This window comes from Streptococcus pseudopneumoniae IS7493 (genome assembly GCF_000221985.1).
GTDB lineage: Bacteria > Bacillota > Bacilli > Lactobacillales > Streptococcaceae > Streptococcus > Streptococcus pseudopneumoniae.
Genome location: NC_015875.1, coordinates 362,548 through 388,103 on the forward strand (window position 1 = coordinate 362,548; position 25,556 = coordinate 388,103).

20 protein-coding genes, 1 other RNA gene and 2 pseudogenes are annotated in these 25,556 nt (G+C 40.0%); 14 read left to right on the forward strand and 9 right to left on the reverse strand.

Going from position 1 to position 25,556, the window contains the following annotated elements:
- Window positions 1-83 precede the first annotated feature (83 nt).
- Together SPPN_RS02080 and pepC are read left to right on the forward strand one after the other, a co-directional pair.
- The gene (locus SPPN_RS02080; RefSeq protein WP_001234889.1) at window positions 84-806 is read left to right on the forward strand and encodes a pseudouridine synthase; all 723 of its coding nucleotides are present in this window, start codon (window positions 84-86) and stop codon (window positions 804-806) included.
- A gap of 111 nt (window positions 807-917) precedes the next feature.
- The gene (pepC, locus tag SPPN_RS02090) at window positions 918-2,252 is read left to right on the forward strand and encodes an aminopeptidase C (RefSeq protein WP_000991655.1); all 1,335 of its coding nucleotides are present in this window, start codon (window positions 918-920) and stop codon (window positions 2,250-2,252) included.
- Between the two features lie 161 nt (window positions 2,253-2,413).
- Here pepC and SPPN_RS02095 read toward each other — a convergent pair whose 3' ends face one another.
- The 4 genes from SPPN_RS02095 to adhP form a co-directional block, all read right to left on the reverse strand.
- Window positions 2,414-3,325: a PTS system mannose/fructose/sorbose family transporter subunit IID gene (locus tag SPPN_RS02095; RefSeq protein WP_000136861.1), complete on the reverse strand. Its 912-nt coding sequence runs from the start codon at window positions 3,323-3,325 to the stop codon at window positions 2,414-2,416.
- A 23-nt stretch (window positions 3,326-3,348) separates the two neighbouring features.
- Window positions 3,349-4,152, reverse strand: a complete 804-nt coding sequence (locus tag SPPN_RS02100; RefSeq protein ID WP_000022715.1) for a PTS mannose/fructose/sorbose transporter subunit IIC — start codon at window positions 4,150-4,152, stop codon at window positions 3,349-3,351.
- Window positions 4,153-4,179: 27 nt separating this feature from the next.
- Window positions 4,180-5,169 carry a PTS sugar transporter subunit IIB gene (locus SPPN_RS02105; RefSeq protein WP_000021975.1) on the reverse strand — a complete coding sequence of 330 codons (990 nt, stop codon included), beginning with the start codon at window positions 5,167-5,169 and terminating at the stop codon, window positions 4,180-4,182.
- A 235-nt stretch (window positions 5,170-5,404) separates the two neighbouring features.
- Window positions 5,405-6,424 carry an alcohol dehydrogenase AdhP gene (gene adhP / locus SPPN_RS02110; RefSeq protein WP_000649188.1) on the reverse strand — a complete coding sequence of 340 codons (1,020 nt, stop codon included), beginning with the start codon at window positions 6,422-6,424 and terminating at the stop codon, window positions 5,405-5,407.
- A gap of 201 nt (window positions 6,425-6,625) precedes the next feature.
- Here adhP and SPPN_RS11660 point away from each other — a divergent pair.
- Together SPPN_RS11660 and SPPN_RS02130 are read left to right on the forward strand one after the other, a co-directional pair.
- Window positions 6,626-7,673 (forward strand): IS630 family transposase gene (locus SPPN_RS11660; protein WP_148255714.1). Its coding sequence is split into 2 segments (ribosomal slippage): window positions 6,626-7,128 and window positions 7,127-7,673, totalling 1,050 coding nucleotides; the frame shifts between segments, so codons are not numbered across the junction.
- A gap of 116 nt (window positions 7,674-7,789) precedes the next feature.
- Complete coding sequence (locus tag SPPN_RS02130; RefSeq protein WP_000857591.1) at window positions 7,790-9,769, forward strand: peptide ABC transporter substrate-binding protein; 1,980 nt, start codon at window positions 7,790-7,792, stop codon at window positions 9,767-9,769.
- Between the two features lie 141 nt (window positions 9,770-9,910).
- Here SPPN_RS02130 and pbp1a read toward each other — a convergent pair whose 3' ends face one another.
- Together pbp1a and recU are read right to left on the reverse strand one after the other, a co-directional pair.
- A complete protein-coding gene (gene pbp1a / locus SPPN_RS02135; protein ID WP_001040026.1) occupies window positions 9,911-12,106 on the reverse strand; it encodes a penicillin-binding protein PBP1A in 2,196 nt (731 codons plus the stop codon).
- Window positions 12,103-12,699: a Holliday junction resolvase RecU gene (gene recU / locus SPPN_RS02140; RefSeq protein ID WP_000248774.1), complete on the reverse strand. Its 597-nt coding sequence runs from the start codon at window positions 12,697-12,699 to the stop codon at window positions 12,103-12,105. Before recU ends, pbp1a begins: the two co-directional genes overlap by 4 nt.
- Before the next feature lie 66 nt (window positions 12,700-12,765).
- Between recU and SPPN_RS02145 the strand changes: the two genes are divergently transcribed.
- From SPPN_RS02145 to cbpF, 10 genes are all read left to right on the forward strand, one after another.
- Entirely contained in the window at window positions 12,766-13,293 is a 528-nt protein-coding gene (locus SPPN_RS02145) for an SLOG family protein (RefSeq protein WP_000179541.1), read from the forward strand.
- Window positions 13,294-13,362: 69 nt separating this feature from the next.
- Complete coding sequence (gene gpsB / locus SPPN_RS02150) at window positions 13,363-13,704, forward strand: cell division regulator GpsB (RefSeq protein ID WP_000146532.1); 342 nt, start codon at window positions 13,363-13,365, stop codon at window positions 13,702-13,704.
- 20 nt (window positions 13,705-13,724) lie between these two features.
- Window positions 13,725-14,105, forward strand: an RNA gene (gene rnpB, locus SPPN_RS11665) — RNase P RNA component class B.
- Window positions 14,106-14,188: 83 nt separating this feature from the next.
- Window positions 14,189-15,346, forward strand: coding sequence for a THUMP domain-containing class I SAM-dependent RNA methyltransferase (locus SPPN_RS02160; protein ID WP_000711366.1), 1,158 nt, complete (start codon window positions 14,189-14,191; stop codon window positions 15,344-15,346).
- A 12-nt stretch (window positions 15,347-15,358) separates the two neighbouring features.
- Window positions 15,359-16,765, forward strand: coding sequence for a cell division site-positioning protein MapZ (mapZ, locus tag SPPN_RS02165; RefSeq protein WP_000039262.1), 1,407 nt, complete (start codon window positions 15,359-15,361; stop codon window positions 16,763-16,765).
- Window positions 16,766-16,840: 75 nt separating this feature from the next.
- Window positions 16,841-18,265 (forward strand): NADP-dependent phosphogluconate dehydrogenase, encoded by a 1,425-nt coding sequence (gene gndA, locus SPPN_RS02170; RefSeq protein ID WP_000158778.1) that lies wholly within the window; start codon window positions 16,841-16,843, stop codon window positions 18,263-18,265.
- 11 nt (window positions 18,266-18,276) lie between these two features.
- Window positions 18,277-18,966, forward strand: coding sequence for a response regulator transcription factor (locus SPPN_RS02175; protein WP_000518020.1), 690 nt, complete (start codon window positions 18,277-18,279; stop codon window positions 18,964-18,966).
- 226 nt (window positions 18,967-19,192) lie between these two features.
- On the forward strand, window positions 19,193-19,489 hold the full coding sequence (locus tag SPPN_RS14385) for a hypothetical protein (RefSeq protein ID WP_000750732.1): 297 nt from the start codon (window positions 19,193-19,195) through the stop codon (window positions 19,487-19,489).
- Window positions 19,490-19,501: 12 nt separating this feature from the next.
- Window positions 19,502-20,461 (forward strand): trypsin-like serine peptidase, encoded by a 960-nt coding sequence (locus tag SPPN_RS02185; RefSeq protein ID WP_000788364.1) that lies wholly within the window; start codon window positions 19,502-19,504, stop codon window positions 20,459-20,461.
- Between the two features lie 17 nt (window positions 20,462-20,478).
- Complete coding sequence (cbpF, locus tag SPPN_RS02190) at window positions 20,479-21,501, forward strand: choline-binding protein CbpF (RefSeq protein ID WP_000771087.1); 1,023 nt, start codon at window positions 20,479-20,481, stop codon at window positions 21,499-21,501.
- A 117-nt stretch (window positions 21,502-21,618) separates the two neighbouring features.
- Here cbpF and SPPN_RS02195 read toward each other — a convergent pair whose 3' ends face one another.
- The 3 genes and pseudogenes from SPPN_RS02195 to SPPN_RS13365 form a co-directional block, all read right to left on the reverse strand.
- A complete protein-coding gene (locus SPPN_RS02195; protein ID WP_000765697.1) occupies window positions 21,619-22,851 on the reverse strand; it encodes an MFS transporter in 1,233 nt (410 codons plus the stop codon).
- Window positions 22,852-23,368: 517 nt separating this feature from the next.
- Window positions 23,369-23,706 (reverse strand): annotated as a pseudogene (locus SPPN_RS13740) (lanthionine synthetase LanC family protein).
- A 495-nt stretch (window positions 23,707-24,201) separates the two neighbouring features.
- Window positions 24,202-25,536, reverse strand: a pseudogene (locus SPPN_RS13365) (IS3 family transposase).
- Window positions 25,537-25,556 lie beyond the last annotated feature (20 nt).

The following is a 25,556-nucleotide window of genomic DNA, read 5'->3' on the forward strand; positions in this document are numbered from 1 at the left end:
TTTGAAGAGATTTTTGAAGAGTATGAAACGAAAAGGAGGTAGGTCATTGTACTAGCCTCCTTTTGATATGATATAATAGTTCTATGAGATTAGATAAATTTTTAGTTGCCTGTGCGGTGGGAAGTCGGACTGAGGTCAAAAACTTGCTCAAGGCTGGGCGCGTGACTGTAAATGGTAAAAAAGAAAAATCAGCTAAATTGCAGATTGATGAAGAAAGAGATGAGATTCGCTTTGATGGGCAAGTGTTGGAGTATGAGGAGTTTGTCTACTATATGATGAACAAGCCCCAAGGAGTTATCTCAGCGACTGAGGATCCCAAGCACAGAACCGTTCTGGACTTGTTGGATGATATTGCTCGGAGCAAGGAAGTTTTCCCAGTAGGGCGCTTGGATATCGATACGCATGGACTCCTGCTCCTGACCAATGACGGTCAGCTTGCCCATGCTCTTCTTTCACCCAAGCGTCATGTGGATAAGACCTATCTGGCTCAGGTCAAGGGAATTATGACACAAGAAGATGTGGAGATATTTGCCAAGGGTATTCCTCTCAAAGACTTTACTTGTCAACCCGCTAGACTGGAGATTCTTTCCACAGATGCAGAAAAGAATCAGAGCCAAATCCGTGTGACTATTGCAGAAGGAAAGTTTCATCAGGTCAAGCGTATGGTGGGCTACTGTGGCAAGGAAGTGGTGGACTTGCAACGATTGACTATGGGAACTTTAGTATTAGATGAGAACCTGGAACGAGGGGAATGGCGTCGCTTGACCAAGGAAGACTTAGAAATTCTCCTTGCTAGTATTGCTTAATTTGATTTATATTTGAAAAAGGTGGGGAAGAATGTCCTTGCCTTTTATGTTTTTTAGTTGCTTCCTTTGTGAAAAGAGTTATAATAGACTGTAGAATAAAAGGAGGAATCTATGAACGCGATTCAAGAATCATTTACTGATAAACTATTTGCCAACTATGAAGCAAATGTAAAATACCAAGCGATTGAAAATGCTGCTAGCCACAACGGAATTTTTGCAGCTCTGGAACGTCGCCAAAGCCATGTAGACAACACACCTGTTTTCTCATTGGATTTAACCAAGGACAAGGTCACTAACCAGAAAGCGTCTGGTCGTTGCTGGATGTTTGCGGCTCTCAACACTTTTCGCCACAAACTCATCTCGCAATACAAATTGGAGAACTTTGAGTTGTCACAAGCCCACACTTTCTTCTGGGACAAGTATGAGAAATCAAACTGGTTCTTGGAGCAAGTCATTGCGACTGCAGACCAAGAATTGACGAGCCGTAAGGTTAGCTTCTTACTCCAAATACCACAACAAGATGGTGGTCAATGGGATATGGTCGTTTCCCTCTTTGAAAAATACGGTGTCGTGCCTAAGTCAGTTTATCCTGAGTCTGTTTCATCTAGTAGCAGCCGTGAGCTAAATGCAATCCTTAACAAATTGCTGCGCCAAGATGCTCAAATCTTGCGTGACTTACTAGCTTCTGGCGCAGACCAAGCGACTGTTCAAGCTAAGAAAGAAGACCTCTTGCAAGAGATCTTTAACTTCCTTGCCATGTCACTAGGACTACCACCACGTAAATTTGACTTTGCTTATCGTGATAAGGATAATAACTACCAAAGCGAAAAAGGTATTACTCCACAGGAATTTTACAAGAAATATGTCAATCTTCCTTTAGAAGACTACGTTTCTGTTATCAATGCTCCAACTGCTGATAAACCATACGGTAAATCTTACACAGTTGAGATGTTGGGAAATGTGGTTGGTAGCCGTGCGGTTCGTTACATCAACGTTCCAATGGAGCGCTTGAAAGAATTGGCGATTGCCCAAATGCAAGCAGGTGAGACTGTTTGGTTTGGTTCTGATGTTGGCCAGCTCAGCAACCGCAAAGCTGGAATCCTTGCGACAGATGTTTATGACTTTGAATCAAGCATGGACATTAAACTTACTCAAGACAAGGCCGGACGTTTGGACTATAGCGAAAGCTTGATGACCCACGCCATGGTCTTGACAGGTGTTGACTTGGACGAAAATGGTAAATCAACCAAGTGGAAGGTTGAAAACTCATGGGGAGACAAGGTCGGTACAGATGGTTACTTTGTTGCCTCAGACGCTTGGATGGACGAATACACATACCAAATCGTTGTTCGTAAGGAATTGCTGACAGCAGAAGAACAAGCTGCCTATGGAGCAGAACCAATCGTACTTGCACCTTGGGATCCAATGGGAGCCTTGGCAGAATAATACTCTTCGAAAATCAAATTCAAACCACGTCAGCTTCGCCTTGCCGTACTCAAGTACAGCCTGCGGCTCGCTTCCTAGTTTGCTCTTTGATTTTCATTGAGTATAAAAGCCTAGAAAAAAGGAATCAGATTTTAGAACCTGGTTCCTTTTTAGTTGCTTGATTACATGATGTGAAGAACATGTGCCACAATACCCACTGCGAAGAGGGCAAGGATAATAGTGATTGGAGATACTTTTTTCTTAAGTAAGTACATGCAAAGTAAAGTAAGGAGTAGTCCTGATAATCCAGGAATCAACATATCCAAGTTTTGTTGGAAAGTAGTAACTTTTTCAGGAGTTTGAGACAATCCTTGTCCTACTTGTGCGAATGCTTCTTGGATACCTTTAGACCCTTCTGGCAATTTATCCCAATGGATATAAGCCTTTTCATCTAGTTGAACTTTAGAAACATCGAAAGCAAATTTAATATTTACCCAACGTTGAACAAGGACAGCAAGAATGAACATCCCAAGGATAGAAGCTCCTTTAGTGATATCTTGAAGGATGCCGCCAGACATATCTTTAGTGATTTCTGATCCAGCCTTGTATCCAATCTCTTGAACATACCACAAGAATGACATACGAATCAAGTTCCATGCAACAAAGAAGAGGAGTGGGCCCAAGATATTGCCAGTAAGGGCAAGTGAAGCACCGAGAGATCCAAGGATTGGGCGTACTGTAAACCAGAATACTGGGTCACCGATACCAGCAAGAGGTCCCATCATACCGATTTTAACCCCTTGGATAGCAGCGTCATCGATTTCCACACCGTTAGCACGTTCTTCTTCAAGCGCAAGAGTAACCCCCATGACTGGAGCAGCTACGTATGGATGAGTGTTGAAGAACTCAAGGTGACGCTCAAGAGCAGCGATTTGATCTTCTTTTTTAGTATAGAGTTTTTTGATAGCTGGAATGAGTGTATAAGCCCAGCCCAAGTTTTGCATCCGTTCAAAGTTCCAAGACCCTTGTAAGAAGGTTGAACGCCACCAAACTTTTTTACGATCTGATTTAGTTAATTGAAGTTTTTCAGTCATGATGTTTTCAGTCCTTTCTTATCTTAGTAGTCTTCTAGGATATCGCCGATTGGGTCGTTAGAAGTTGCAGCTCCTCCGCCACCATTTCCACCAGTTTTAGAAAGGTGAAGGTAGATAAGCGCGATAGCAACACCGATAGCACCGAATCCGATTAGAGTAATGTCTGACACAGCAGCGAGAACGAAACCAAGAGCGAAGAATGGCCATACTTCACGAGTTGCCATCATGTTGATAACCATGGCGTAACCAACGGCAACGACCATACCACCACCGATAGCCATACCATCTTTGAGCCAGTCTGGCATGGCACTAAGGATACTTTGTACAGTTTCAGTTGGTACCATAAGGAGAAGAGCTGCAGGAAGTGCGATACGAAGTCCTTGGAAGAGTAGCGCAATGAAATGCGCACGCTCCACAGCGCCGAAGTCACCTTTTTTAGCGGCAGCATCTGCAGTATGAACCAAACCAACTGAAATTGTACGAACAATCATTGTCAAGAAAAGTCCAGCTACGGCAAGAGGGATAGCAACCGCTTGGGCAACACCGATACCAGTCTTGGTAAAGTCACCACCAAGAACCATGATAATGGCAGCAGCGACAGAAGCAAGTGCAGCATCAGGAGCGATAGCAGCACCGATATTTGACCAACCAAGGGCAATCATTTGAAGCGATCCACCGAGGATAATCCCTGCTTCCAAGTGACCTGTTACAAGCCCAATAAGGGTACAGGCTACAAGTGGTTGGTGAAATTGGAACTGGTCGAGGATGCCTTCAAGACCTGCAAAGAAGGCTACAACGACTACTAAAACCATAGAAATAATAGACATGTTTAAAATCCTTTCATAAATAATGGCTTATTTGACATTGGCTTTGTTAATCAAGTCAAACAAATCTTTTTTAGAATCATTTGGTACTTTACGGACATCAAATTCAACACCCAAGTCACGCATTTTTTCAAATGTAGCAACATCTTCTTTGTCCATAGACAAAACGGTATTGACCAATGTTTTACCTGTTGAGTGAGCCATAGAACCAACGTTAAGAGTCTTGATTGGCACGCCGCCTTCGATGGCACGAAGGGCATCTTGAGGTGTTTCAAACAAGATAAGGGCATGTGTTTCTCCAAAACGTGGGTCTTTTGAAATCTCAATCAGTTTTTGAATTGGAACCACGTTAGCCTTGACATTACCTGGAGCTGCTTGTTTAATCAATTCTTTACGAAGGTCGTCTTTAGCCACGTTATCTGAAGCAACGATGATACGATTTGCTTTTGAATCTGGAGTCCAAGCAGTTGCAACCTGACCGTGAAGTAGACGTGTGTCAAGACGAGCAAGATTGATTTTCAATTTACCGTCTCCGATAACAGTTCCTTCTGGGATAGCAGTTTGGGCAACTGGAGCAGCTGCAGCGCTTGCAACTTCCTCAACTGGGTTGAGCTCTTCTGGAAGAGCCTTGATGCCATCTTTGGCTTCTTTAATGATATTAGCAGCGACTTTTTCTACACCTGCAGCAGCGTCCATGAGGCGCTCTGTGTAGGCTTGAATCAACATCGGTAAGTTAAGTCCTGTGATGATGGCAAACTTACGTTCGGGATTTTCTCCCATCACGCGACTAGCTTGGTTAAATGGAGATCCACTCCAAAGGTCAGCCAAAACTAGAACCTCATCTTCTGCGTCAAATGCAGCAACAGCGTTATTAAACTTAGCGTATAGATCATCAGGGCCTTCATTTGGCATAAAGGTTACAACTTGAACCTTTTCTTGTTCACCAAAGATCATAGATCCTGACTGATGAATACCCGCAGCAAATTCGCCGTGGCTCGCAATAATGATTCCGATACTCATTATTGTCATTCCTCCTTTTTTGTTTTAGTTTTCATTTAAGAAAACTTTAAGACTGTCTAAGTATAAACCGTTTTCATGTAAAAAGCAACTATTTATCATAAAAAATTAAAAAAACTTTTACTTTTGGATGTTGATATATTGAGTTTTTTGAGGAGTAATATTGAATCCACATTTAAAAATTTAATATAAAAAAGTTGAAAGAAGCTTCCAACTTTTAAAATAGGTTTCTATTAGATTAGTGGGTGAAGTCGAGTACCATACGTCCTTGGATTTGACCTTTTTCCATTTCGTCGAAAATGGCAACAGCATCTTCTACTGGACGTTTTTGAACAACTGGAACTACCAAACCTTCTGCACCGAATTGGAAGGCTTCTTCCAAGTCTTTACGAGTTCCAACGCGAGAACCGATGACTTGGATTCCATCTAGAACGGTTTTTACGATACTTAGTTCCATCATTTCAGAAGGAAGGCCGACAGCGACGACGTGACCACCAGCACGAACTGAGTCAACAGCCTGGTTGAAGGCAACTTTAGATACAGCAGTTACGACAGCTGAATGAGCTCCACCATCAGTTTTTTCCTTGATGAGTCCAGCTACATCTTCAACTTCGAGGCCGTTAATCACAATGTCAGCGCCTACTTCTTTTGCAAGGGCAAGTTTGTCATTGTTGATATCGACTGCGATAACATGAGCATTGAATACTTTTTTAGCGTATTGAACAGCGAGGTTACCAAGTCCACCAGCACCGTAAAGAACAACCCATTGGCCTGGTTCAACTTTTGCTTCTTTGATAGCTTTATAGGTTGTTACTCCAGCACATGTGATAGAAGGAGCTTGGGCTGAATCAAGTCCGTCAGGAACTTTGACAGCATAGTCAGCAGTTACGATACATTGTTCAGCCATACCACCGTCTACTGAGTAGCCAGCATTTTTCACTGTACGGCAAAGGGTTTCGCGACCAGTTGTACAGTATTCGCAAGTGCCACATCCTTCAAAGAACCAAGCAACGCTGACGCGGTCACCGACTTTAAGGCTTTTCACATCTGGAGCAATTTCTTTAACGATACCAACACCTTCGTGGCCAAGGACACGTCCTGGTACCTGACCGAAGTCACCATGAGCAACGTGAAGGTCGGTGTGGCAAACACCACAGTATTCAATTTCTACAAGTGCTTCCCCAGTTTCAAGTGGACGGAGTACTTTTTCTTCAACAGCAACACCAGTGCTTTCTGGATTTACAACAACAGCTTTCATAGCTATCCTCCTTGATATTGACCGAGAACAGGGACAACGGGACTGGATTGATTTTTTCAACAGAGTCGAGTGTGACGAGCTCTCTTGTATTTATATGTGAAGTATATCACAAAAGAAAGCCTTTTCCAAGGTTTTGGAGGCAAAAAGTAGAACAATCGATTAATACTAAACTAAAATCAAAAAGCATTATATAATAGTGATATGAAATCAACTAAAGAAGAAATCCAAACCATCAAAACACTTTTAAAAGACTCTAGTACAGCTAAATATCATAAACGCCTTCAAATCGTTCTATTTCGTCTGATGGGTAAATCTTATAAAGAGATTATAGAGCTTTTAGACTGTAATCAAACAACGATTTGGCCAACTGTAAAAAAATATGAGGAGTTCGGACTCGATTCTCTCCTTCAAGAAACACGTGGTTGTCGTAACCATGCATATATGACAATTGAGGAAGAGAAAGCCTTTCTTGCCCGTCATTTGAAGGCTGCAGAGGCAGGAGAATTTGTTACAATTGATGCCTTATTTCAGGCTTATAAAAAGGAGTTAGGTTCTTCCTACACACGTGATACCTTCTATCAACTCTTGAAGCACCATGGTTGGCGAAATATTAGGCCACGTCCAGCACATCCCAAGAAAGTAGACTCTCAAACCATTGTCGCGTCTAAAAATAAAATCTCAATTCAAGAAGAAAAGAAAGTGCTTTAAAACCAGGAGACCTTTTCGTAAGGTTCGCTTGATGTACCAAGATGAGTCTGGTTTCGGTAGAATCAGTAAACTGGGATCTTGTTGGGCTTCAATAGGAGTAGGTCCACATGTCCATAGTCACTATATACGAGAATTTTGCTATTGTTATGGAGCTGTTGATGCCCATACAGGCGAATCATTTTTCTTAATCGCTGGTGGATGTCATACTGAGTGGATTAACGTCTTTTTAGAAGAGCTTTCACAAGCTTATCCAGATGATTATCTTTTACTCGTTATGGACAATGCCATATGGCATAAATCAAGTACCTTAAAGATTCCGACTAATATTGGCTTTACCTTTATTCCTCCATACACACCAGAGATGAACCCCATTGAACAAGTGTGGAAAGAGATTCGTAAACGTGGATTTAAGAATAAAGCCTTTCGAACTTTGGAAGATGTCATGAATCAACTTCAAGATGTTATACAAGGACTGGAGAAGGAGGTGATAAAGTCCATCGTTAATCGGAGATGGACTAGAATGCTTTTTTGGCATAAATGAACAATTTTATTTTTCAGAATATATCAAATATAACAAATAACTCTTAAAATTCAGAAAATTCTATTGACAGGACTTGAAAAAGAGTCTATAATGAATAAAAAACAAAGGAGAATACTATGAAAACAAGAAAAGTATTGGCTCTTGCGGGAGTAACCTTATTAGCAGCTGGTGTTTTAGCTGCTTGTTCTGGGGGTTCAGGTGCTCAAGGTGAAAAAACCTTTGCATTTACTTACGAGACACATCCAGATAATCTCAACTATTTGACAACTGGTAAGGCAGCAACTTCTGAGATTACTAGTAATGTGATTGATGGATTGCTTGAAAATGATAAATACGGGAACCTTGTTCCTTCATTGGCAGAAGACTGGTCAGTTTCTAAGGATGGCTTGACTTATACTTATAAGATTCGTCAGGATGCCAAGTGGTATACATCTGAGGGAGAAGAGTACGCTCCTGTTAAGGCTCAGGACTTTGTAACAGGACTTAAATATGCAACAGATAAGAAAGCAGAAGCCCTTTACTTGGTACAGGATTCAATCAAAGGTCTGGATGCCTATGCCAAAGGTGAAATCACAGACTTCACTCAAGTCGGGATTAAAGCCCTTGACGACCAAACAATCCAATACACCTTGAACAAACCTGAAAGTTTTTGGAATTCCAAAACAACAATGGGTGTGCTTGCGCCAGTTAATGAAGAGTTTTTGAATTCAAAAGGGGATGATTTTGCCAAAGCTACGGATCCAAGTAGTCTCTTGTATAACGGTCCTTATTTGTTGAAATCCATTGTGACCAAATCTTCCGTTGAATTTGCGAAAAATCCGAACTATTGGGATAAGGACAATGTGCATATTGACAAAGTTAAATTGTCATTCTGGGATGGGCAAGATACCAGCAAACCAGCAGAAAACTTTAAAGATGGTAGCCTTACAGCAGCTCGTCTTTATCCAACAAGTGCAAGTTTCGCAGAGCTTGAGAAGAGTATGAAAGACAATATCGTCTATACTCAACAAGACTCTACGACTTATCTAGTAGGGACAAATATTGACCGTCAATCTTATAAATACACATCTAAGACTAGCGAAGAACAAAAGACATCTACTAAAAAGGCTCTCTTAAATAAGGATTTCCGTCAGGCTATTGCCTTTGGATTTGACCGTACAGCCTATGCCGCTCAGTTGAATGGAGAAACTGGAGCAAGCAAAATCTTGCGCAATCTCTTTGTGCCACCAACATTTGTTCAAGCAGATGGGAAGAACTTTGGCGATATAGTCAAAGAAAAATTAGTGACTTATGGGGATGAATGGAAGGATGTCAATCTTGCAGATTCACAAGATGGTCTTTACAATCCAGAAAAAGCTAAAGCAGAATTTGCCAAAGCCAAATCAGCCCTACAAGCTGAGGGAGTACAATTCCCAATTCACCTAGATATGCCTGTTGACCAGACAGCAACTACAAAAGTTCAACGTGTCCAATCTATGAAACAATCCTTGGAAGCAACTTTAGGAACTGATAATGTCGTTATTGATATCCAACAATTGCAAAAAGATGAATTGCTTAATGTAACTCTATTTGCCGAAAATGCTGCTGGCGAAGACTGGGATTTATCAGATAATGTCGGTTGGGGTCCAGACTTTGCCGATCCATCAACCTACCTTGATATTATCAAACCTTCTGTAGGAGAAAGTACTAAAACATATTTAGGATTTGACTCAGGGGAAGATAATGTAGCTGCTAAAAAAGTAGGTCTATATGACTACGAAAAATTGGTTACTGAAGCTGGTGATGAGACTACAGATGTTGCTAAACGATATGATAAATACGCAGCAGCCCAAGCTTGGTTGACAGATAGTGCCTTGATCATCCCAACAACTTCTAAAACTGGTCGTCCAATCTTGTCTAAGATGGTACCATTTACAATACCATTTGCATTGTCAGGAAATAAAGGTACAAGTGACCCAGTCTTGTATAAATACCTTGAACTTCAAGACAAGGCAGTTACTGCAGATGAATATCAAAAAGCTCAAGAAAAATGGATGAAAGAAAAAGCAGAATCCAATAAAAAAGCGCAAGAAGAACTCGCAAAACATGTGAAATAAGATAAAAAGAAGTTAGTTGTAAGCTAACTTCTTTTGGTTTATTGAAAATGAGTTGAAACCTCTCTTCACTTTCAAAGATTATGAAGCTAATTTTTTTGTAGAAAAAATCCTGAGTTTTTATTCTCAGGATTTTCTTTCATCTCACTGTTGTGGTTGTTGAACTTGTGGATTTTGTGGCGTTGGTTGTACTGGTTGTGTCGGTTGACCAGCTTGACCAGCTTGTCCTTGGTTAGGATCAGTTGCTGGAGCATTATTGGGTTGTTGTCCAACCGTCGAACTTGCCTGTGTAGTTGTACTTTCAGCTGTTGTAGAGGAATTCTCTACTATTTGCGTTTGTTGTGAACTTTGTTGTGTAGTTTGATTATTCCAAGTATTTTTTGTACTATTTTTGAAGATAAATTCGCCATTTCGGAACAGGCCATCTGGCATCGTCCAATCTTCAGGTTGCTCATCTTCTGATAAATACGATATCATTGAGCGATAAACCTTGGCAGCAACTAGGAAACCATCTCCAACTATTGGAGTAAAACGGTTTGAGTATCCAGTCCATACAGCCATAGAATACTTAGGAGTATATCCTACAAACGATTCATCTGGAGCTACGTAACCAGTGTTTTTGACATATTTTTCGATTTCTTCATCAGTATAGTTAGAAGTACCAGTCTTACCAGCTTGTGGAAGCCGTGGTAGGTAGGCACCACGTCCGATACCATAAACTAAGACTGTTTTCATCATTTCGGTCATCATATAGGCTGTAGTCTCTTTCATAGCTCGTGTACCGGCATCAGAAAATTCTTTTTCACTACCATCACTGAAGACTATTTTATTGATATACATTGGTTTATGGTAAATACCACCATTAGCAAAGGCTGCGTAGGCAACTGCCATTTTTTCACTACTTGCACCGTACTGTTTGTTGGATTCAGTTGTGTTACTTGAAATGGCGTTTGCATAATACATGCTTGGATAGTCGATACCAAGACCATTAAGGAAGGTTTTAGCTCTATCTAGACCGACCTTATTCAAAGTCTCAACGGCTGTGACATTTCGTGATTGTTGAAGAGCATACTGGATTGTAATGTTTCCAAAGTAGCCATGATCCCAGTTGTAGAGTGGAGTATCAGTGCCAGGATAGTTATAAGGAACATCATGTACAATAGACGCAGTAGAGTCATAGACTCCATATTCTAAAGCGGGAGCATAGTCAGTGATTGGTTTCATACTAGAACCCCAGTCACGATTGGTTTCAACGGCTTGGTTGATTCCGAAAGATACATTACTTGATTGGTGACGGGCACCTAACTGAGCAATGACTTTACCATTTGTTACATCCACGACCGTAGATGCGACTTGCAAATCATCGTCAGGGTAAGAGACGTATTGATCGGAGTTGTAGATATCCCACAGACGTTTTTGAGCCTCTTGGTCTACATTTGTGTAGACATCCATCCCAGTAGTTAGAAGGTTATAGCCTGTTTCTTCTTCAACTTGATTGATGACCTCTTTGAGGTAGTTGTCCATATAGGCTGGATAACTATTGGCTGATTTCAAGCTCTGGAGACCATCAGTGATAGGAGTATTAATTGCTTTTTCATACTGTTCTGCACTGATATACTTCTGTCCCTTCATTTCTGAAAGTACCAAGTTACGACGCTCTAGAGCAGCTTCTGGATGGGAATATGGATCATATTGGTTTGGTGCTTGAGGCATTCCGGCTAGGAGTGCTAACTGTGGCAAGCTTAAATCCTTCAAGTCTTTTCCATAGTAATTTTCGGCTGCGGTTTGCATTCCATAGTTACCGTTAGACATGTAGACTTTGTTGATGTAGTAGGTCAGGATTTCTTGCTTGGTTGCTTTTTGCTCTAATTGAACGGCTAGCCAAGCTTCTTGGGCTTTACGTGACAAGGTTTGATCGGCAGTTGAAGTAGAGAAATAAGTTAATTTAATCAATTGCTGAGTCAAGGTTGAAGCCCCTTGGAGCCCTCCTTTCCCTTGGAGGTTTCTCAATGCCGCCCCCATGATACGGATGGTATCAATCCCCCTGTGGTCGAAGAAGCGATGGTCTTCGATAGAAACGATTGCCTTAACCAAATCTGTGGGAATATCATTAGCTTGGGCATTGACGCGGCGTTCAGAACCCAAGTCAGCAATGAGTTGATTTTTATTGTCGTAGATTTTACTAGAGGTTGTTGCAACTAGTTTACTCTCGGATAGGCTAGGAGCCTTGCTAACGTAGTAGAAAAAAACTCCTCCGCCTAAGACAATGGCTGCGATAACCAAGCTTAAGAAGCTAATGCTCAGATACTTGATTAGGCGCAGAATCGTTGGTTTGTTCATCTTGTTTTACCACCTAATAAATGTTCTTTGATAACATTGAGATAAGGAATTTGAGGGAAGGCACCAGCCTTGATTTCATATCCATATTCTCGAATATATCCAAGTGGCATTGATTTTTGTCCCTTATCTTGATGATAGAAGCGAATCAAATCGAATGCCGGCAATAAGTAGGTTTCTTGCTGAGAAGAAAAGTGAAGAAGGACAAAGCAGATTCCTTGTTGGGCAAGGACTTGTTCCATATGCTGAATCTGATGTGGATGAAAATTTTTCATCGGAATCGCACGTTTTTGTTTTGTTTCCTTGGCTTCAAAGTCGATGTAATATCCATTATAAACGCCAGAATAGTCCGTCGTTGAAGCTTGTCGAAAATAGGCTTCAACAATCTTGGCACGACTTCGTTGTGGATAGTCCACTCGTACGATTTGAATAGGGGTTGGTTTCTTGTGTATAACAGCCAAGCCCTGAGACAAATAGTAGTCGTTGGTAGCATTGATCATCTTTTCAAAAGACATTCCTCGATTTGCGAAATTTTTGGGTTGAGAAAGAGATGGTTGTCTTTTTTGTGATGAAAGTTTATGTGGATAGTTGACCATAATTCTCCTTATTGGTACAATAACATCACTCTATTATACCATAAATTTGCACAGAAAGGGTTAAAAATGGCTACAGCTTTGGTTTTGGGCTATTCTGCTTTTGATTTGGGTTTGTTTTCTGATAAGGATCCTCGTCTTAAATTGATAAAAAAAGCAATACGTAAAGATTTAGAGGCTATGGCAGCAGATGGGGTGTCTTGGCTTGTGTTTACAGGAAGTTTGGGTTTTGAATATTGGGTTTTAGAGGTTGCTCAGGAGATGAAAACCGAGTACGGTTTCCAGTTGGCCACCATTTTTGCTTTTGAAACCCATGGGGAAAATTGGAATGAAGCCAATCAGATGAAACTGAGCCGTTTTAAGCAGGTAGACTTTGTCAAATATGCTTATTCTCGCTATGAACACAAGGGGCAGTTAAGAGATTATCAGCAGTTTTTACTGGAAAATACGAATAGCTCCTATCTTTTTTATGATGAAGAAAATGAAACGAAATTAGCTTATTTTTACCAAAAGATGAAAAATCAAGAGGACTATTTTATAAAGAGATTAACATTTGATCAATTAAATGAACTTGCTGAAAATTTTTCCGAAAATTGAAGCTTTGACCTTGATTTTTGTTTGCCTTTTTTTATATAATAATACTAGCAATCGAGAATGGAGAGAGACATGGCAAGTATTATTTTTTCAGCAAAAGATATTTTTGAACAAGAGTTTGGGCGTGAAGTCCGTGGCTATAGTAAGGTAGAAGTTGATGAGTTTTTAGACGATGTCATCAAGGACTATGAAACCTATGCTGCCTTGGTCAAGTCACTTCGTCAGGAGATTGCGGATTTGAAGGAAGAATTAACTCGTAAACCGCAAGTGAGCTCGGCTCCAAGTCCTAGTCACCCAGATCCAATTGATGTGGCTGCTTCATCTTCTATGACGAATTTTGATATTTTGAAACGCTTGAATCGTCTTGAAAAAGAAGTATTCGGTAAACAAATTTTAGACAATACTGATTTGTAATTCAGGTCTTGTTACATGCAATTTTTGGATAATCGCGTGAGGAGAATTGCTTCTCATGAGGAAAGTCCATGCTAGCACAGGCTGTGATGCCTGTAGTGTTTGTGCTAGGCGAAACCATAAGCCTAGGGACGAGAAATCGTTACGGCAGTTGAAATGGCTAAGTCTTTTGATAGGTCAGAGTAGGCTTGAAAGTGCCACAGTGACGGAGTCTTTCTGGAAACGGAGAGAGTGGAACGCGGTAAACCCCTCAAGCTAGCAACCCAAATTTTGGTCGGGGCATGGAGTACACGGAAACGAACGTAGTATTCTGACTGCTATCAGCTGGAGCTGTTAGTGGTAGACAGATGATTATCGAAGGAAGTGGTCCTAGTCACTTCTGGAACAAAACATGGCTTATAGAAAATTGCATATAGGTTGGGGCTGAGAAATTTTCTCAACCTCATTTTTTAAAGTGAACAAAAGAAAGGTCTTACAAGACTGTAACATGAAAAAAGAATTTAATTTAATTGCAACTGCGGCAGCAGGACTTGAAGCTGTTGTAGGACGAGAAGTGCGAGAGTTGGGCTACGATTGTCAGGTTGAAAATGGTCGTGTTCGTTTTCAAGGAGACGTGAGAGCTATTATCGAAACCAACCTCTGGCTTCGGGCAGCAGATCGTATCAAAATTATCGTAGGAACGTTCCCAGCTAAGACTTTTGAAGAGCTGTTTCAGGGAGTTTTCGCCCTAGATTGGGAAAATTATTTACCACTTGGAGCTCGGTTCCCGATTTCAAAAGCCAAATGTGTTAAATCTAAACTTCACAATGAGCCCAGTGTTCAGGCTATTTCTAAGAAAGCTGTTGTCAAGAAATTGCAGAAACACTATGCTCGCCCAGAAGGTGTTCCTCTGATGGAGAATGGCCCAGAGTTTAAGATTGAGGTCTCTATTCTCAAAGATGTGGCAACTGTCATGATTGATACGACAGGATCCAGTCTCTTTAAACGTGCCTATCGTACGGAAAAGGGTGGGGCTCCTATCAAGGAAAATATGGCAGCAGCTATTTTGCAACTCTCTAACTGGTATCCAGACAAGCCTTTGATTGATCCGACCTGTGGTTCGGGGACTTTCTGTATTGAGGCAGTTATGATTGCTCGAAAGATGGCACCAGGACTTCGTCGCTCTTTTGCCTTTGAGGAATGGAACTGGATTAGTGATCGCTTGATTCAAGAAGTGCGTACAGAAGCGGCTAAAAAAGTAGACCGTGAGCTGGAACTGGATATTATGGGCTGTGATATTGATGCTCGCATGGTGGAAATTGCTAAGGCCAATGCTCAGGCAGCGGGTGTTGTAGGAGACATTACTTTTAAGCAGATGCGCGTGCAGGATTTGCGTTCCGATAAAATCAATGGTGTAATCATCTCCAATCCGCCTTACGGGGAGCGTTTATCAGATGATGCAGGGGTGACCAAGCTTTATGCTGAGATGGGTCAAGTATTTGCACCACTGAAAACTTGGAGCAAATTTATCTTGACTAGTGATGAAGCCTTTGAAAGCAAGTATGGTAGCCAAGCAGATAAGAAGCGTAAGTTATACAACGGAACCTTGAAAGTGGATCTGTATCAATATTTTGGTCAGCGTGTCAAACGGCAAGAGGTAAAATAGAAAGGGATACTCATGAGTAAAAAAAGACGAAATCGTCATAAAAAAGAAGGTCAAGAACCGCAATTTGATTTTGATGAAGCAAAAGAGCTAACAGTTGGTCAAGCTATTCGTAAAAATGAAGAAGTGGAAGCAGGAGTCTTGCCTGAGGATTCCATTTTGGACAAGTATGTTAAACAACACAAAGATGAAATCGAAGCAGATAAGTTTGCGACTCGCCAATACAAAAAAGAGGAGTTAGTTGAAACTCATAGTCTGGATGATTTAATTCAAGAGATGCGTGAGGCTGTAGAGGAGTCAGAAGCTTCTTCGGAGGAAGTTCCATCTTCTGAAGACATCTTACCACCCTTGCCTTTGGACGATGAGGAGCAAGGCTTGGATCCTCTATTGCTAGAGGATGAAACTCCAACAGAAATGACTGAAGAAGTGGAAGAGGAGCAAAACCTTTCTCGTCTGGATCAAGAGGACTCAGAAAAGAAAAGTAAAAAAGGCTTTGTTTTGACCGCTTTGGCGCTTGTATCAGTGATTATCTGTGTCAGTGCTTATTATGTCTATCGTCAAGTGAATCGCTCGACCAAGGAAATTGAAACTTCTCAATCAACTACAGCCAATCAATCAGATGTGGATGATTTTAATACACTTTATGACGCCTTCTACACAGATAGTAATAAAACGGCTTTGAAAAATAGCCAGTTTGATAAACTGAGTCAACTCAAAACCTTGCTTGATAAACTGGAAGGTAGTCGTGAACATACGCTAGCCAAATCTAAGTATGATAGTCTAGCAACGCAAATCAAGGCCATTCAAGATGTCAATGCTCAATTTGAGAAACCAGCTATTGTGGACGGTGTGTTGGATACCAATGCCAAAGCCAAATCGGATGCTAAATTTACGGATATTAAAACTGGAAATACGGAGCTTGATAAAGTGCTAGATAAGGCTATCAGCCTTGGTAAGAGCCAGCAAACAAGTACTTCTAGCTCAAGTTCAAGTGAAACTAGTAGCTCAAGCACTAGTCAAACAAGCTCAAATACGACTAGTGAGACAAGCCCAAGTAGTTCAAATGCTGCCTCAAATGAGACTAGAAGTTCTCGTAGCAAAGTCAATATGGGCGTATCAAGTGCGGGTGTTGCTGTTCAAAGAAGTGCCAGTCGTGTTGCCTATAACCAGTCTGCTATTGATGATAGTAACAACTCTGCCTGGGATTTTGCGGATGGTGTCTTGGAACAAATTCTAGCGACTTCACGATCACGTGGCTATATCACTGGAGACCAATATATCCTTGAACGTGTCAATATCGTTAACGGCAATGGTTATTACAACCTCTACAAGCCAGATGGAACCTATCTCTTTACCCTTAACTGTAAGACAGGCTACTTTGTCGGAAATGGCGCTGGTCATGCAGATGACTTGGACTACTAAGCAGTCGTTACAAAATTCTTTCTTTTCAAAAGTAAAAATGATAAAATAAAATAAATGAAACAAGAGGAGTGTCAAATGACAAAAGCTAACTTTGGTGTCGTAGGTATGGCCGTAATGGGTCGTAACCTTGCCCTTAATATTGAATCTCGTGGTTACACAGTTGCTATTTACAACCGTAGTAAAGAAAAAACGGAAGATGTGATTGCTTGCCATCCTGAAAAGAACTTTGTACCAAGCTATGACGTTGAAAGTTTTGTAAACTCAATCGAAAAACCTCGCCGTATCATGCTGATGGTTCAAGCTGGACCTGGTACAGATGCTACTATCCAAGCCCTTCTTCCACACCTTGACAAAGGTGATATCTTGATTGACGGCGGAAACACTTTCTACAAAGACACCATCCGTCGTAATGAAGAATTGGCAAACTCAGGTATCAACTTTATCGGTACTGGGGTTTCTGGTGGTGAAAAAGGTGCCCTTGAAGGGCCGTCTATCATGCCTGGTGGACAAAAAGAAGCCTACGAATTGGTTGCAGATGTTCTTGAAGAAATTTCAGCTAAAGCACCAGAAGATGGCAAACCATGTGTGACTTACATCGGTCCTGATGGAGCTGGTCACTATGTGAAAATGGTTCACAACGGTATCGAGTATGGGGATATGCAATTGATCGCAGAAAGCTATGACTTGATGCAACACTTGCTTGGCCTTTCTGCAGAAGACATGGCTGAAATCTTTACTGAGTGGAACAAGGGTGAATTGGACAGCTACTTGATCGAAATCACAGCTGATATCTTGAGCCGTAAAGACGATGAAGGTCAAGACGGACCAATCGTAGACTACATCCTTGATGCCGCGGGTAACAAGGGAACTGGTAAATGGACTAGCCAATCATCACTTGACCTTGGTGTGCCATTGTCGCTAATTACTGAGTCAGTATTTGCTCGCTACATTTCAACTTACAAAGAAGAACGCGTGCATGCTAGCAAGGTTCTTCCAAAACCAGCTGCCTTCAAATTTGAAGGAGATAAGGCTGAATTGATTGAAAAAATCCGTCAAGCCCTTTACTTCTCAAAAATCATCTCATACGCACAAGGTTTTGCGCAATTACGTGTAGCTTCTAAAGAAAATAACTGGAACTTGCCATTTGCAGACATCGCATCTATCTGGCGTGATGGCTGTATCATCCGTTCTCGTTTCTTGCAAAAGATTACAGATGCTTACAACCGTGATGCAGACCTTGCCAACCTTCTTTTGGATGAGTACTTCTTGGATGTTACTGCTAAGTACCAACAAGCAGTGCGTGATATCGTAGCTCTTGCAGTTCAAGCTGGTGTGCCAGTACCAACCTTCTCAGCAGCTATTACTTACTTTGATAGCTACCGTTCAGCTGATCTTCCAGCTAACTTGATTCAAGCGCAACGTGATTACTTTGGTGCCCACACTTACCAACGTAAAGACAAAGAAGGAACCTTCCACTACTCTTGGTATGACGAAAAATAAGTAGGTCTGCCATGGGGAAACGGATTTTATTACTTGAGAAAGAACGAAATCTAGCTCATTTTTTAAGTTTGGAACTCCAAAAAGAGCAATACCGAGTTGATCAGGTTGAGGAGGGGCAAAAAGCCTTCTCCATGGCTCTTCAGACAGACTATGACTTGATTTTATTGAATGCTCATCTGGGGGATATGACAGCCCAGGATTTTGCAGATAAGCTGAGTCGAACTAAGCCAGCCTCAGTCATCATGATTTTAGATCATTGGGAAGACTTGCAAGAAGAGCTGGAAGTTGTTCAGCGTTTTGCAGTTTCATACATCTATAAGCCAGTCCTTATCGAAAATCTGGTAGCGCGTATTTCGGCGATCTTCCGAGGTCGGGACTTCATTGATCAACACTGCAGTCTGATGAAAGTTCCAAGGACCTACCGCAATCTTAGGATAGATGTTGAACATCACACGGTTTATCGTGGTGAAGAGATGATTGCTCTGACTCGCCGTGAGTATGACCTTTTGGCGACACTTATGGGAAGCAAGAAAGTTCTGACTCGTGAGCAGTTGTTGGAAAGTGTCTGGAAGTATGAAAGTGGGACCGAGACAAATATCGTAGATGTCTATATCCGTTATCTACGTAGCAAGCTTGATGTAAAAGGTCAAAAAAGCTACATTAAAACCGTGCGTGGTGTTGGTTACACCATGCAAGAATAGAAAAGCAGTTGCAGTTGTGTAACTGCTTTTTTCAAATGGAGAAAGGGATGTCTTTCCGTTTTTTTCTTTGTATAGTGGATTGAAACTAGAATGGTACACCACAACTGCTAAAACTTTTCTAGAAATTAATTTAACTTTCCTAATCGATTTGTTCACATCTTATTTCAATTTACTATATTGACAGGGACGAACAGATGTGTTACAATTTTTTTAGGAGGATAAAATAATGAAGAAAACATTTTATCGCAAATTCGGTATTTCAATTATTGCGGGTACTTTATTAGCTAGCCTGCTATCGACAGTATCTGCTTTGACTGTTATTTCAAGTACAGGCGAGGAGTATGAGGTAAGTGAAACATTACAAGAGAGTCCAGGAACTAATAATTTTTCACTTCCCGATGTTTCACCGACTTATGGTCAATATTATACAAATCAGTCAGAAGTCATTATTGGTAAAAATGATTTAGTTAAGGTAAAAAATACTTTACAATATCCTTACTCTACATCAGCTTATGTAGAGTAAGAATTTTGTGGTGTGAAAAATGGTAAAGATGTAACTTATCGAGGGAGTGCCAATTTTATAAAGGATAATGTCCTTATTACTGCTGCTCATAATATTTATAAACATGAGTTTGGTAAAGATGCAGAAGAACTATATGTTACTCCTGCTCGTACTCCAAATAGTGTGCCGTTTGGTCGGATAAAAGTAAAAGAAGCTCGCTATTTAAAAGAATTTCGAAATACTGATCCAGATGAGCTTACTACCTATGACTTAGCAGTTTTAATTTTGGAAGAACCGATTGGCGCTCAATTGGGGACGTTAGGACTTCCCAATAATTTAGAAAATACTAAAAATCTAGATGTAACAGTTACGGGATATTCTGCTGTTAATAAGGATATTAAGCAGATGTATACTGATACAAAAACGATACTTCAAGATACAAATGATTTTTTATTCTATCAAGTAGATACTTTGCGTGGTGCAAGCGGTTCAGCAGTATATGATTCTACCAATAGGGTTGTCGGAGTTCATACCAATGGGAGTAAGGCAGAACAGATGAATTATGCTGTTAAGTTAAATGAGAAGGCTCTATCTTTCATCTACTCTGTTATTAAAGGGCATTCTATTGATGGATGGAAGTTGATTAGTGATACTTGGTATTATTATAAGAATAGTAATAAACAAACAGGTTGGCAAAGTATAAATGGCAAATGGTATTATCTTGAAACCTCTGGTTCAATGTCCACAGGTTGGAAATATGTACGAGGAAGATGGTATTATTTAGATAAGACCAATGGTGATATGAAGACTGGTTGGTATAAAGATGGTTCAACATGGTACTATTTAGATCCTACTAATGGAGATATGAAAACAGGTTGGATAAAAGTATCAGGTGAATGGTATTATCTCAATTCAAGTGGTGCTATGGTTACAGGTAGTCAGACGATTGATGGTAAAGTTTATAACTTTGCTTCATCTGGTGAGTGGATTTAATATTGGAGGGTATATACATGAAACTTTTGAAAAAAATGATGCAAGTTGGATTAGCAGCAATATTCTTTGGTTTTCTAGCTACAAATGTAGTATTTGCAGATGATTCTGAAGGATGGCATTTTGTCCAAGAAAACGGAAGAACCTACTACAAGAAGGGGGACCTCAAAGAAACGGACTGGCGAGTGATTGATGGTAAGTACTATTATTTTGATTCTTTATCTGGAGAGATGGTTGTCGGCTGGCAATATATACCTGCTCCATACGAAGGGGTTACGATTGGTTCTTCTCTAAGGAAAGATATTGCTTTTAGACCAGATTGGTTTTACTTTGGTCAAGATGGGGTACTACAAGAATTTGTTGGCAAGCAAGTGTTAGAAGCAAAAACTGCTACAAATACCAACAAACATCATGGGGAACAATATGATAGCCCAGCAGAGAAACGAGTCTATTATTTTGAAGATCAGCGTAGTTATCATACTTTAAAAACTGGTTGGGTTTATGATAATGGGGACTGGTATTATTTGCAGAAGGATGGTGGCTTTGATTCTCGCATCAACAGATTGCCTGTTGGGGAGATAGCACGTGGTTGGATCAAGGATTATCCTCTAACCTATGATGAAGAGAAGCTTAAAGCGGCTCCATGGTACTACCTAGATCCAGCAACTGGCATCATGCAAATAGGATGGCAATATCTAGGTAATAACTGGTACTACCTTCGTTCATCAGGAGCTATGGCAACTGGTTGGTATCAGGAAGGCTCAACTTGGTACTATTTAGATGCTGAAAATGGTGATATGAAAACGGGCTGGCAATACCTTGGTAACAAGTGGTACTATCTCCGTTCATCGGGAGCTATGACAACTGGTTGGTATCAAGATGGTTCAACTTGGTACTACCTAAATGCAGGTAATGGAGATATGAAGACAGGTTGGTTCCAGGTTAATGGCAAATGGTACTATGCTTATAGCTCAGGTGCTTTGGCAGTGAATACGACCGTAGACGGCTATTCTGTCAATTATAATGGTGAATGGGTTCGGTAATGACAGGGAGCTTATAATTATATTAGAACACTCGCTTAATCAAAGAAGTGACTTTGTTGTACTTGACCTGACGATTGGGGAGATTAAAAGCATGTGAAATCTACACATGCTTTTTCGTTAGTTATGAGTGTTGAACTTGACTAACCATTGACAAAAGATAAGAGCAATCAAAATAAGATACAAAAATATCAATGCTAACTGCACCGAAACGCTCGATGCTATGGATAGGGCTAATAGGGAGAGCAGGGACGGGGCGAGAATGTCCACTGTGCTCAGAGCAGAGCCCACCGTCCCCATCTTGTCACTGGGGATATAGGCAAAGACAGCTGCTTGTAGGCGAGGGCTGAGAATGCCGATAATCGTAGAACTGATGAAACTGGTCATGAAAATTACGATATAGGCTTGACAAAGGATACTAGTTATTAGAGCCAATAGGGAAATCTCACAGAAAACCAAGAGGTGCGTGAAACGGATATTTTTAAATAGATTACTGCTGGTCATATTGCCAAGGATAGCTCCACAAGAAATGATGATGGAGAGCAGGGCGAGGAGTTGCCCAATGCTCAGTTGTGCTAGTGTCTGTTGGATGAAGCGGAGGGCAATCAACCGAGGAGACACATCCAAGATGGCAATCATACTGGTCGTCAGAAACAGTAGTATGACGGTATCTTTTAACCTCAGGAGCACAGCCAGCGACTGTTTAAGATGTTGAAAATATTTCTTAAAACTCAGTGCTGTATGTGACATTTCAATCCTTTTTTCAACCTCATACAAGGTATGTCGAATAACATACAGGCCCCAAAAGGCAATGACAAAAGTCAGAGTGTTGATAAGGGAAATAGTTTGAATACTCATAACATTGATAAGGAATGCACCAGCTAGATTGGCGACAATGCGGACAACCCTCATCAGAGACTGCCTGAACCCCATGGCATCATGCAGGTCGTCCTTAATTATACTGATGTAGAGGGCGTTCATCATGTAGGCAGACAGGTAGCTCAAGGTGTCAGAGATAAGGTTGATGATGACAATCATAATGACTGAAACTAATGAAAAGGGCGACAAGACGAGAAATACTGTCAAAATAGCGTAGAGCAGGATTTTGATTTTGGCAATCCAGAGTGCGTGTTTGACTCTATTTTCTTGAAAATCTCCTAGAATTCCGAGAAAGAGTTGCGATAGTAGGGGAACCACCTCTGAAATGGAAATCAGTAAAATCGCTAGCGGAGCGAAATTGTACTGAGCCACATAATTGATAATGGCGAGGTAGAAAATACTGTCGCCGAATGATGAAAAACAGCTGTTTAGCAGCAACTGTCTATATATGTTGTTTGTCCAAAATAATTTCATACTTTTCTCCTTATTTCTGCACATCGAATGGGAATTTATTATTTAATAGACACCAATATACCCCCATGCTTCAAACAAATCTGCTTTACTCCTATCTCCTTGAAACATCAGTAAATCGTGATCATCTCGTTCAGAACATGCTAAAATTACCTGTTGGATTTTTTTCATCAGTAATTTGTTTTGATTGTAGACAGTGGTTTGTAGTAAGCTAGTTATTCCGTGGCAATATCCTGTCATCATTTTTAGATGATGGTTAAAAACAAATTATTGATATTTACTAATAATATCTTTGTTTCCGTCACAATCGTACATACAAAGATATAAGATTATTCCGGAAATTCCTTTGCACCAAGAAAGTTGTAAATTTCCTAAATTTTTAGTATTAGAAGTAACTTTTTCTAATAATTTTTTTAATTCAGTATGGAATGTATGGAGATCATTATAGAACATAGAAGGTTCTAAGACTTTAGAATAGGCAAATAAAGCCTATGCAATTCCACAATATCCATGAGCAAAGCTATAGTCTAAAATTCTTTCTTTGGCTGTATCTCTTTGTAGGAAATAATGCTAAATTTCCCCTATACTATTGTGGATGAAAATTTTAAGAGTATTGTCATTGGTAAATTGATAGTATTTTATTAATGACAATAGGACACCAGATTTTCTCAATGCAAAGTCTATTTCCTCTAGAGTATCATAATTCTCTATTAATTTCTTAGCGGTGACGTTTGCTAATTGTAGATAGTATTGATTTTTACTGATAGAAAATAAATGTAGGAGTAACCATAGATAGCCTGAATCACCAAATAGCAGCGAGTATTGATATTCATATGTGTGTGTCGTTCTAATTGTCACTGCTTTCTTGATGATAGAGAGTATTTTAGAATCCAGTTCTGGGGGGGCAATTTATTTAGAGGAAACAGTAGTCCAGCTATTCCGTGTTGGAATGATAAATTACTTACGAAATTTCCAAATTCTGTTGAAGAAGTGATCCTTCCTTCAGAATTTACAGTTTTATCTAGTAAAAATCGTAGAACACTATTACATTCCGTTTTGTAATCATATTTATGTTCCTCTATTTTTTTAATTTTGACTAAATTATTTGTTTGACTTAAATTTAGTAGGTATTGTAACCAAAATAGTTGCTCATCTGTGAGCTGACCTTGAGTATGTGATAGTTCTAGTAATTGAATAGGATCCTTTAGTTAGATTCGATCAATCCATAACATAACAACATTTTTAGGACAACTTGTCAAATATTAGTATATATTTTTACATCTTGAATTGTCAAATTAAGTGCATAACTTTCCCGTAGCATATGTACTGACCCCCAAAAGTTAGACAATTAATTTATCCAAAGGATTTAGTTCTGTACTGCACAGGACTAAGTCCTTTTAGTTTTACCTTAATTCGTTTATTGTTGTAGTAATCAATATAGTCTACAATAGCTTGTTCCAATTGCTTAAGCGACTGAAACGACTTCTCATAACCGTAAAACATTTCCGATTTCAGAATCCCAAAGAAGGACTCCATCATACCGTTGTCTGGGCTGTTGCCCTTGCGTGACATGGATGCTTGAATTCCCTTACTCTCTAGGAACCGATGATAAGAATCGTGTTGATATTGCCAGCCTTGGTCACTATGGAGAATCGTATTCTCATAGCGCTTCTCTTTGAATGCCTGTTCCAACATTGTTTGTACTTGTTCTAAGTTGGGTGAAGTTGAAAGATTATAGGCGATAATTTCACTATTAAAGCCATCTAAAACTGGTGATAAGTAAAGCTTTTGAGTACTTGCTGGAATGGCAAATTCTGTCACATCTGTGTAGCACTTTTCCATTGTTTTAGAGCCTTCAAATTGACGTTGAATGAGATTCTCTGCTTTCTTACCAACGTCTCCTTTATGAGAAGAATATTTTCGTTTCTGTCGCATTTTAGCTTGTAAATTGAGTACTTTCATCAAGCCTTGAACTCTTTTATGATTTACTAGATAACCACGATTTCTTAGTTCTAAATAAATCCGACGATAAGCATAATTTCCCTTGTGTTCGATAAAGATGGATTGAATTTCAGCTTTAAGCTCTTGGTCCTTATCTGGTTTATCTAGCTATTTCAAGTGATAGTAGTAGGTCGAACGAGCTAGTTTAATGGCTTTTAAAAGAAGATCTAACGAAAACTCAGTCATTAATTCTTGAACAATTTCTGTCTTTCTTCTTTCTCTTCTTTCTCTTTTTCCTCCTTCAATCGGAGTTCTCTTAACTTTTTTAGGATGGCATTCTCCGCTCTCAGGTACTCATTTTCTGCTTGAAGACGTTCTAATTCTGTCCTCTCTTCAGGTCTCGTTTTTGGCTTACGTCCCATTTTAGGTACTCTCCCTCTTGTTTTCTCAACAATAGTATACCCGTTTTTCCTGTATCGTACGACTTGGGAGGCCGTATTCAAGAGAAACTCTATCTTTAGTCCAGCCTTCATGTATGACTTTATCAATCATTTCTTGTTTTAAATCAGGAGAATAGTAACGATTTTTTCCTTTTTTGACGAACTCTATTCCGTAACGATCAATCAATTTAATCATGTACCTAATATTAGAATTGTTTATCCCAAATTTATTTGAAAGCTTCTCTAAGCTATATCCTTGTTTTCTAAGTTCATAGATCTGAACTTTATCATCATAAGTTAATTTCATAATAAAAATACCCCAAAAGT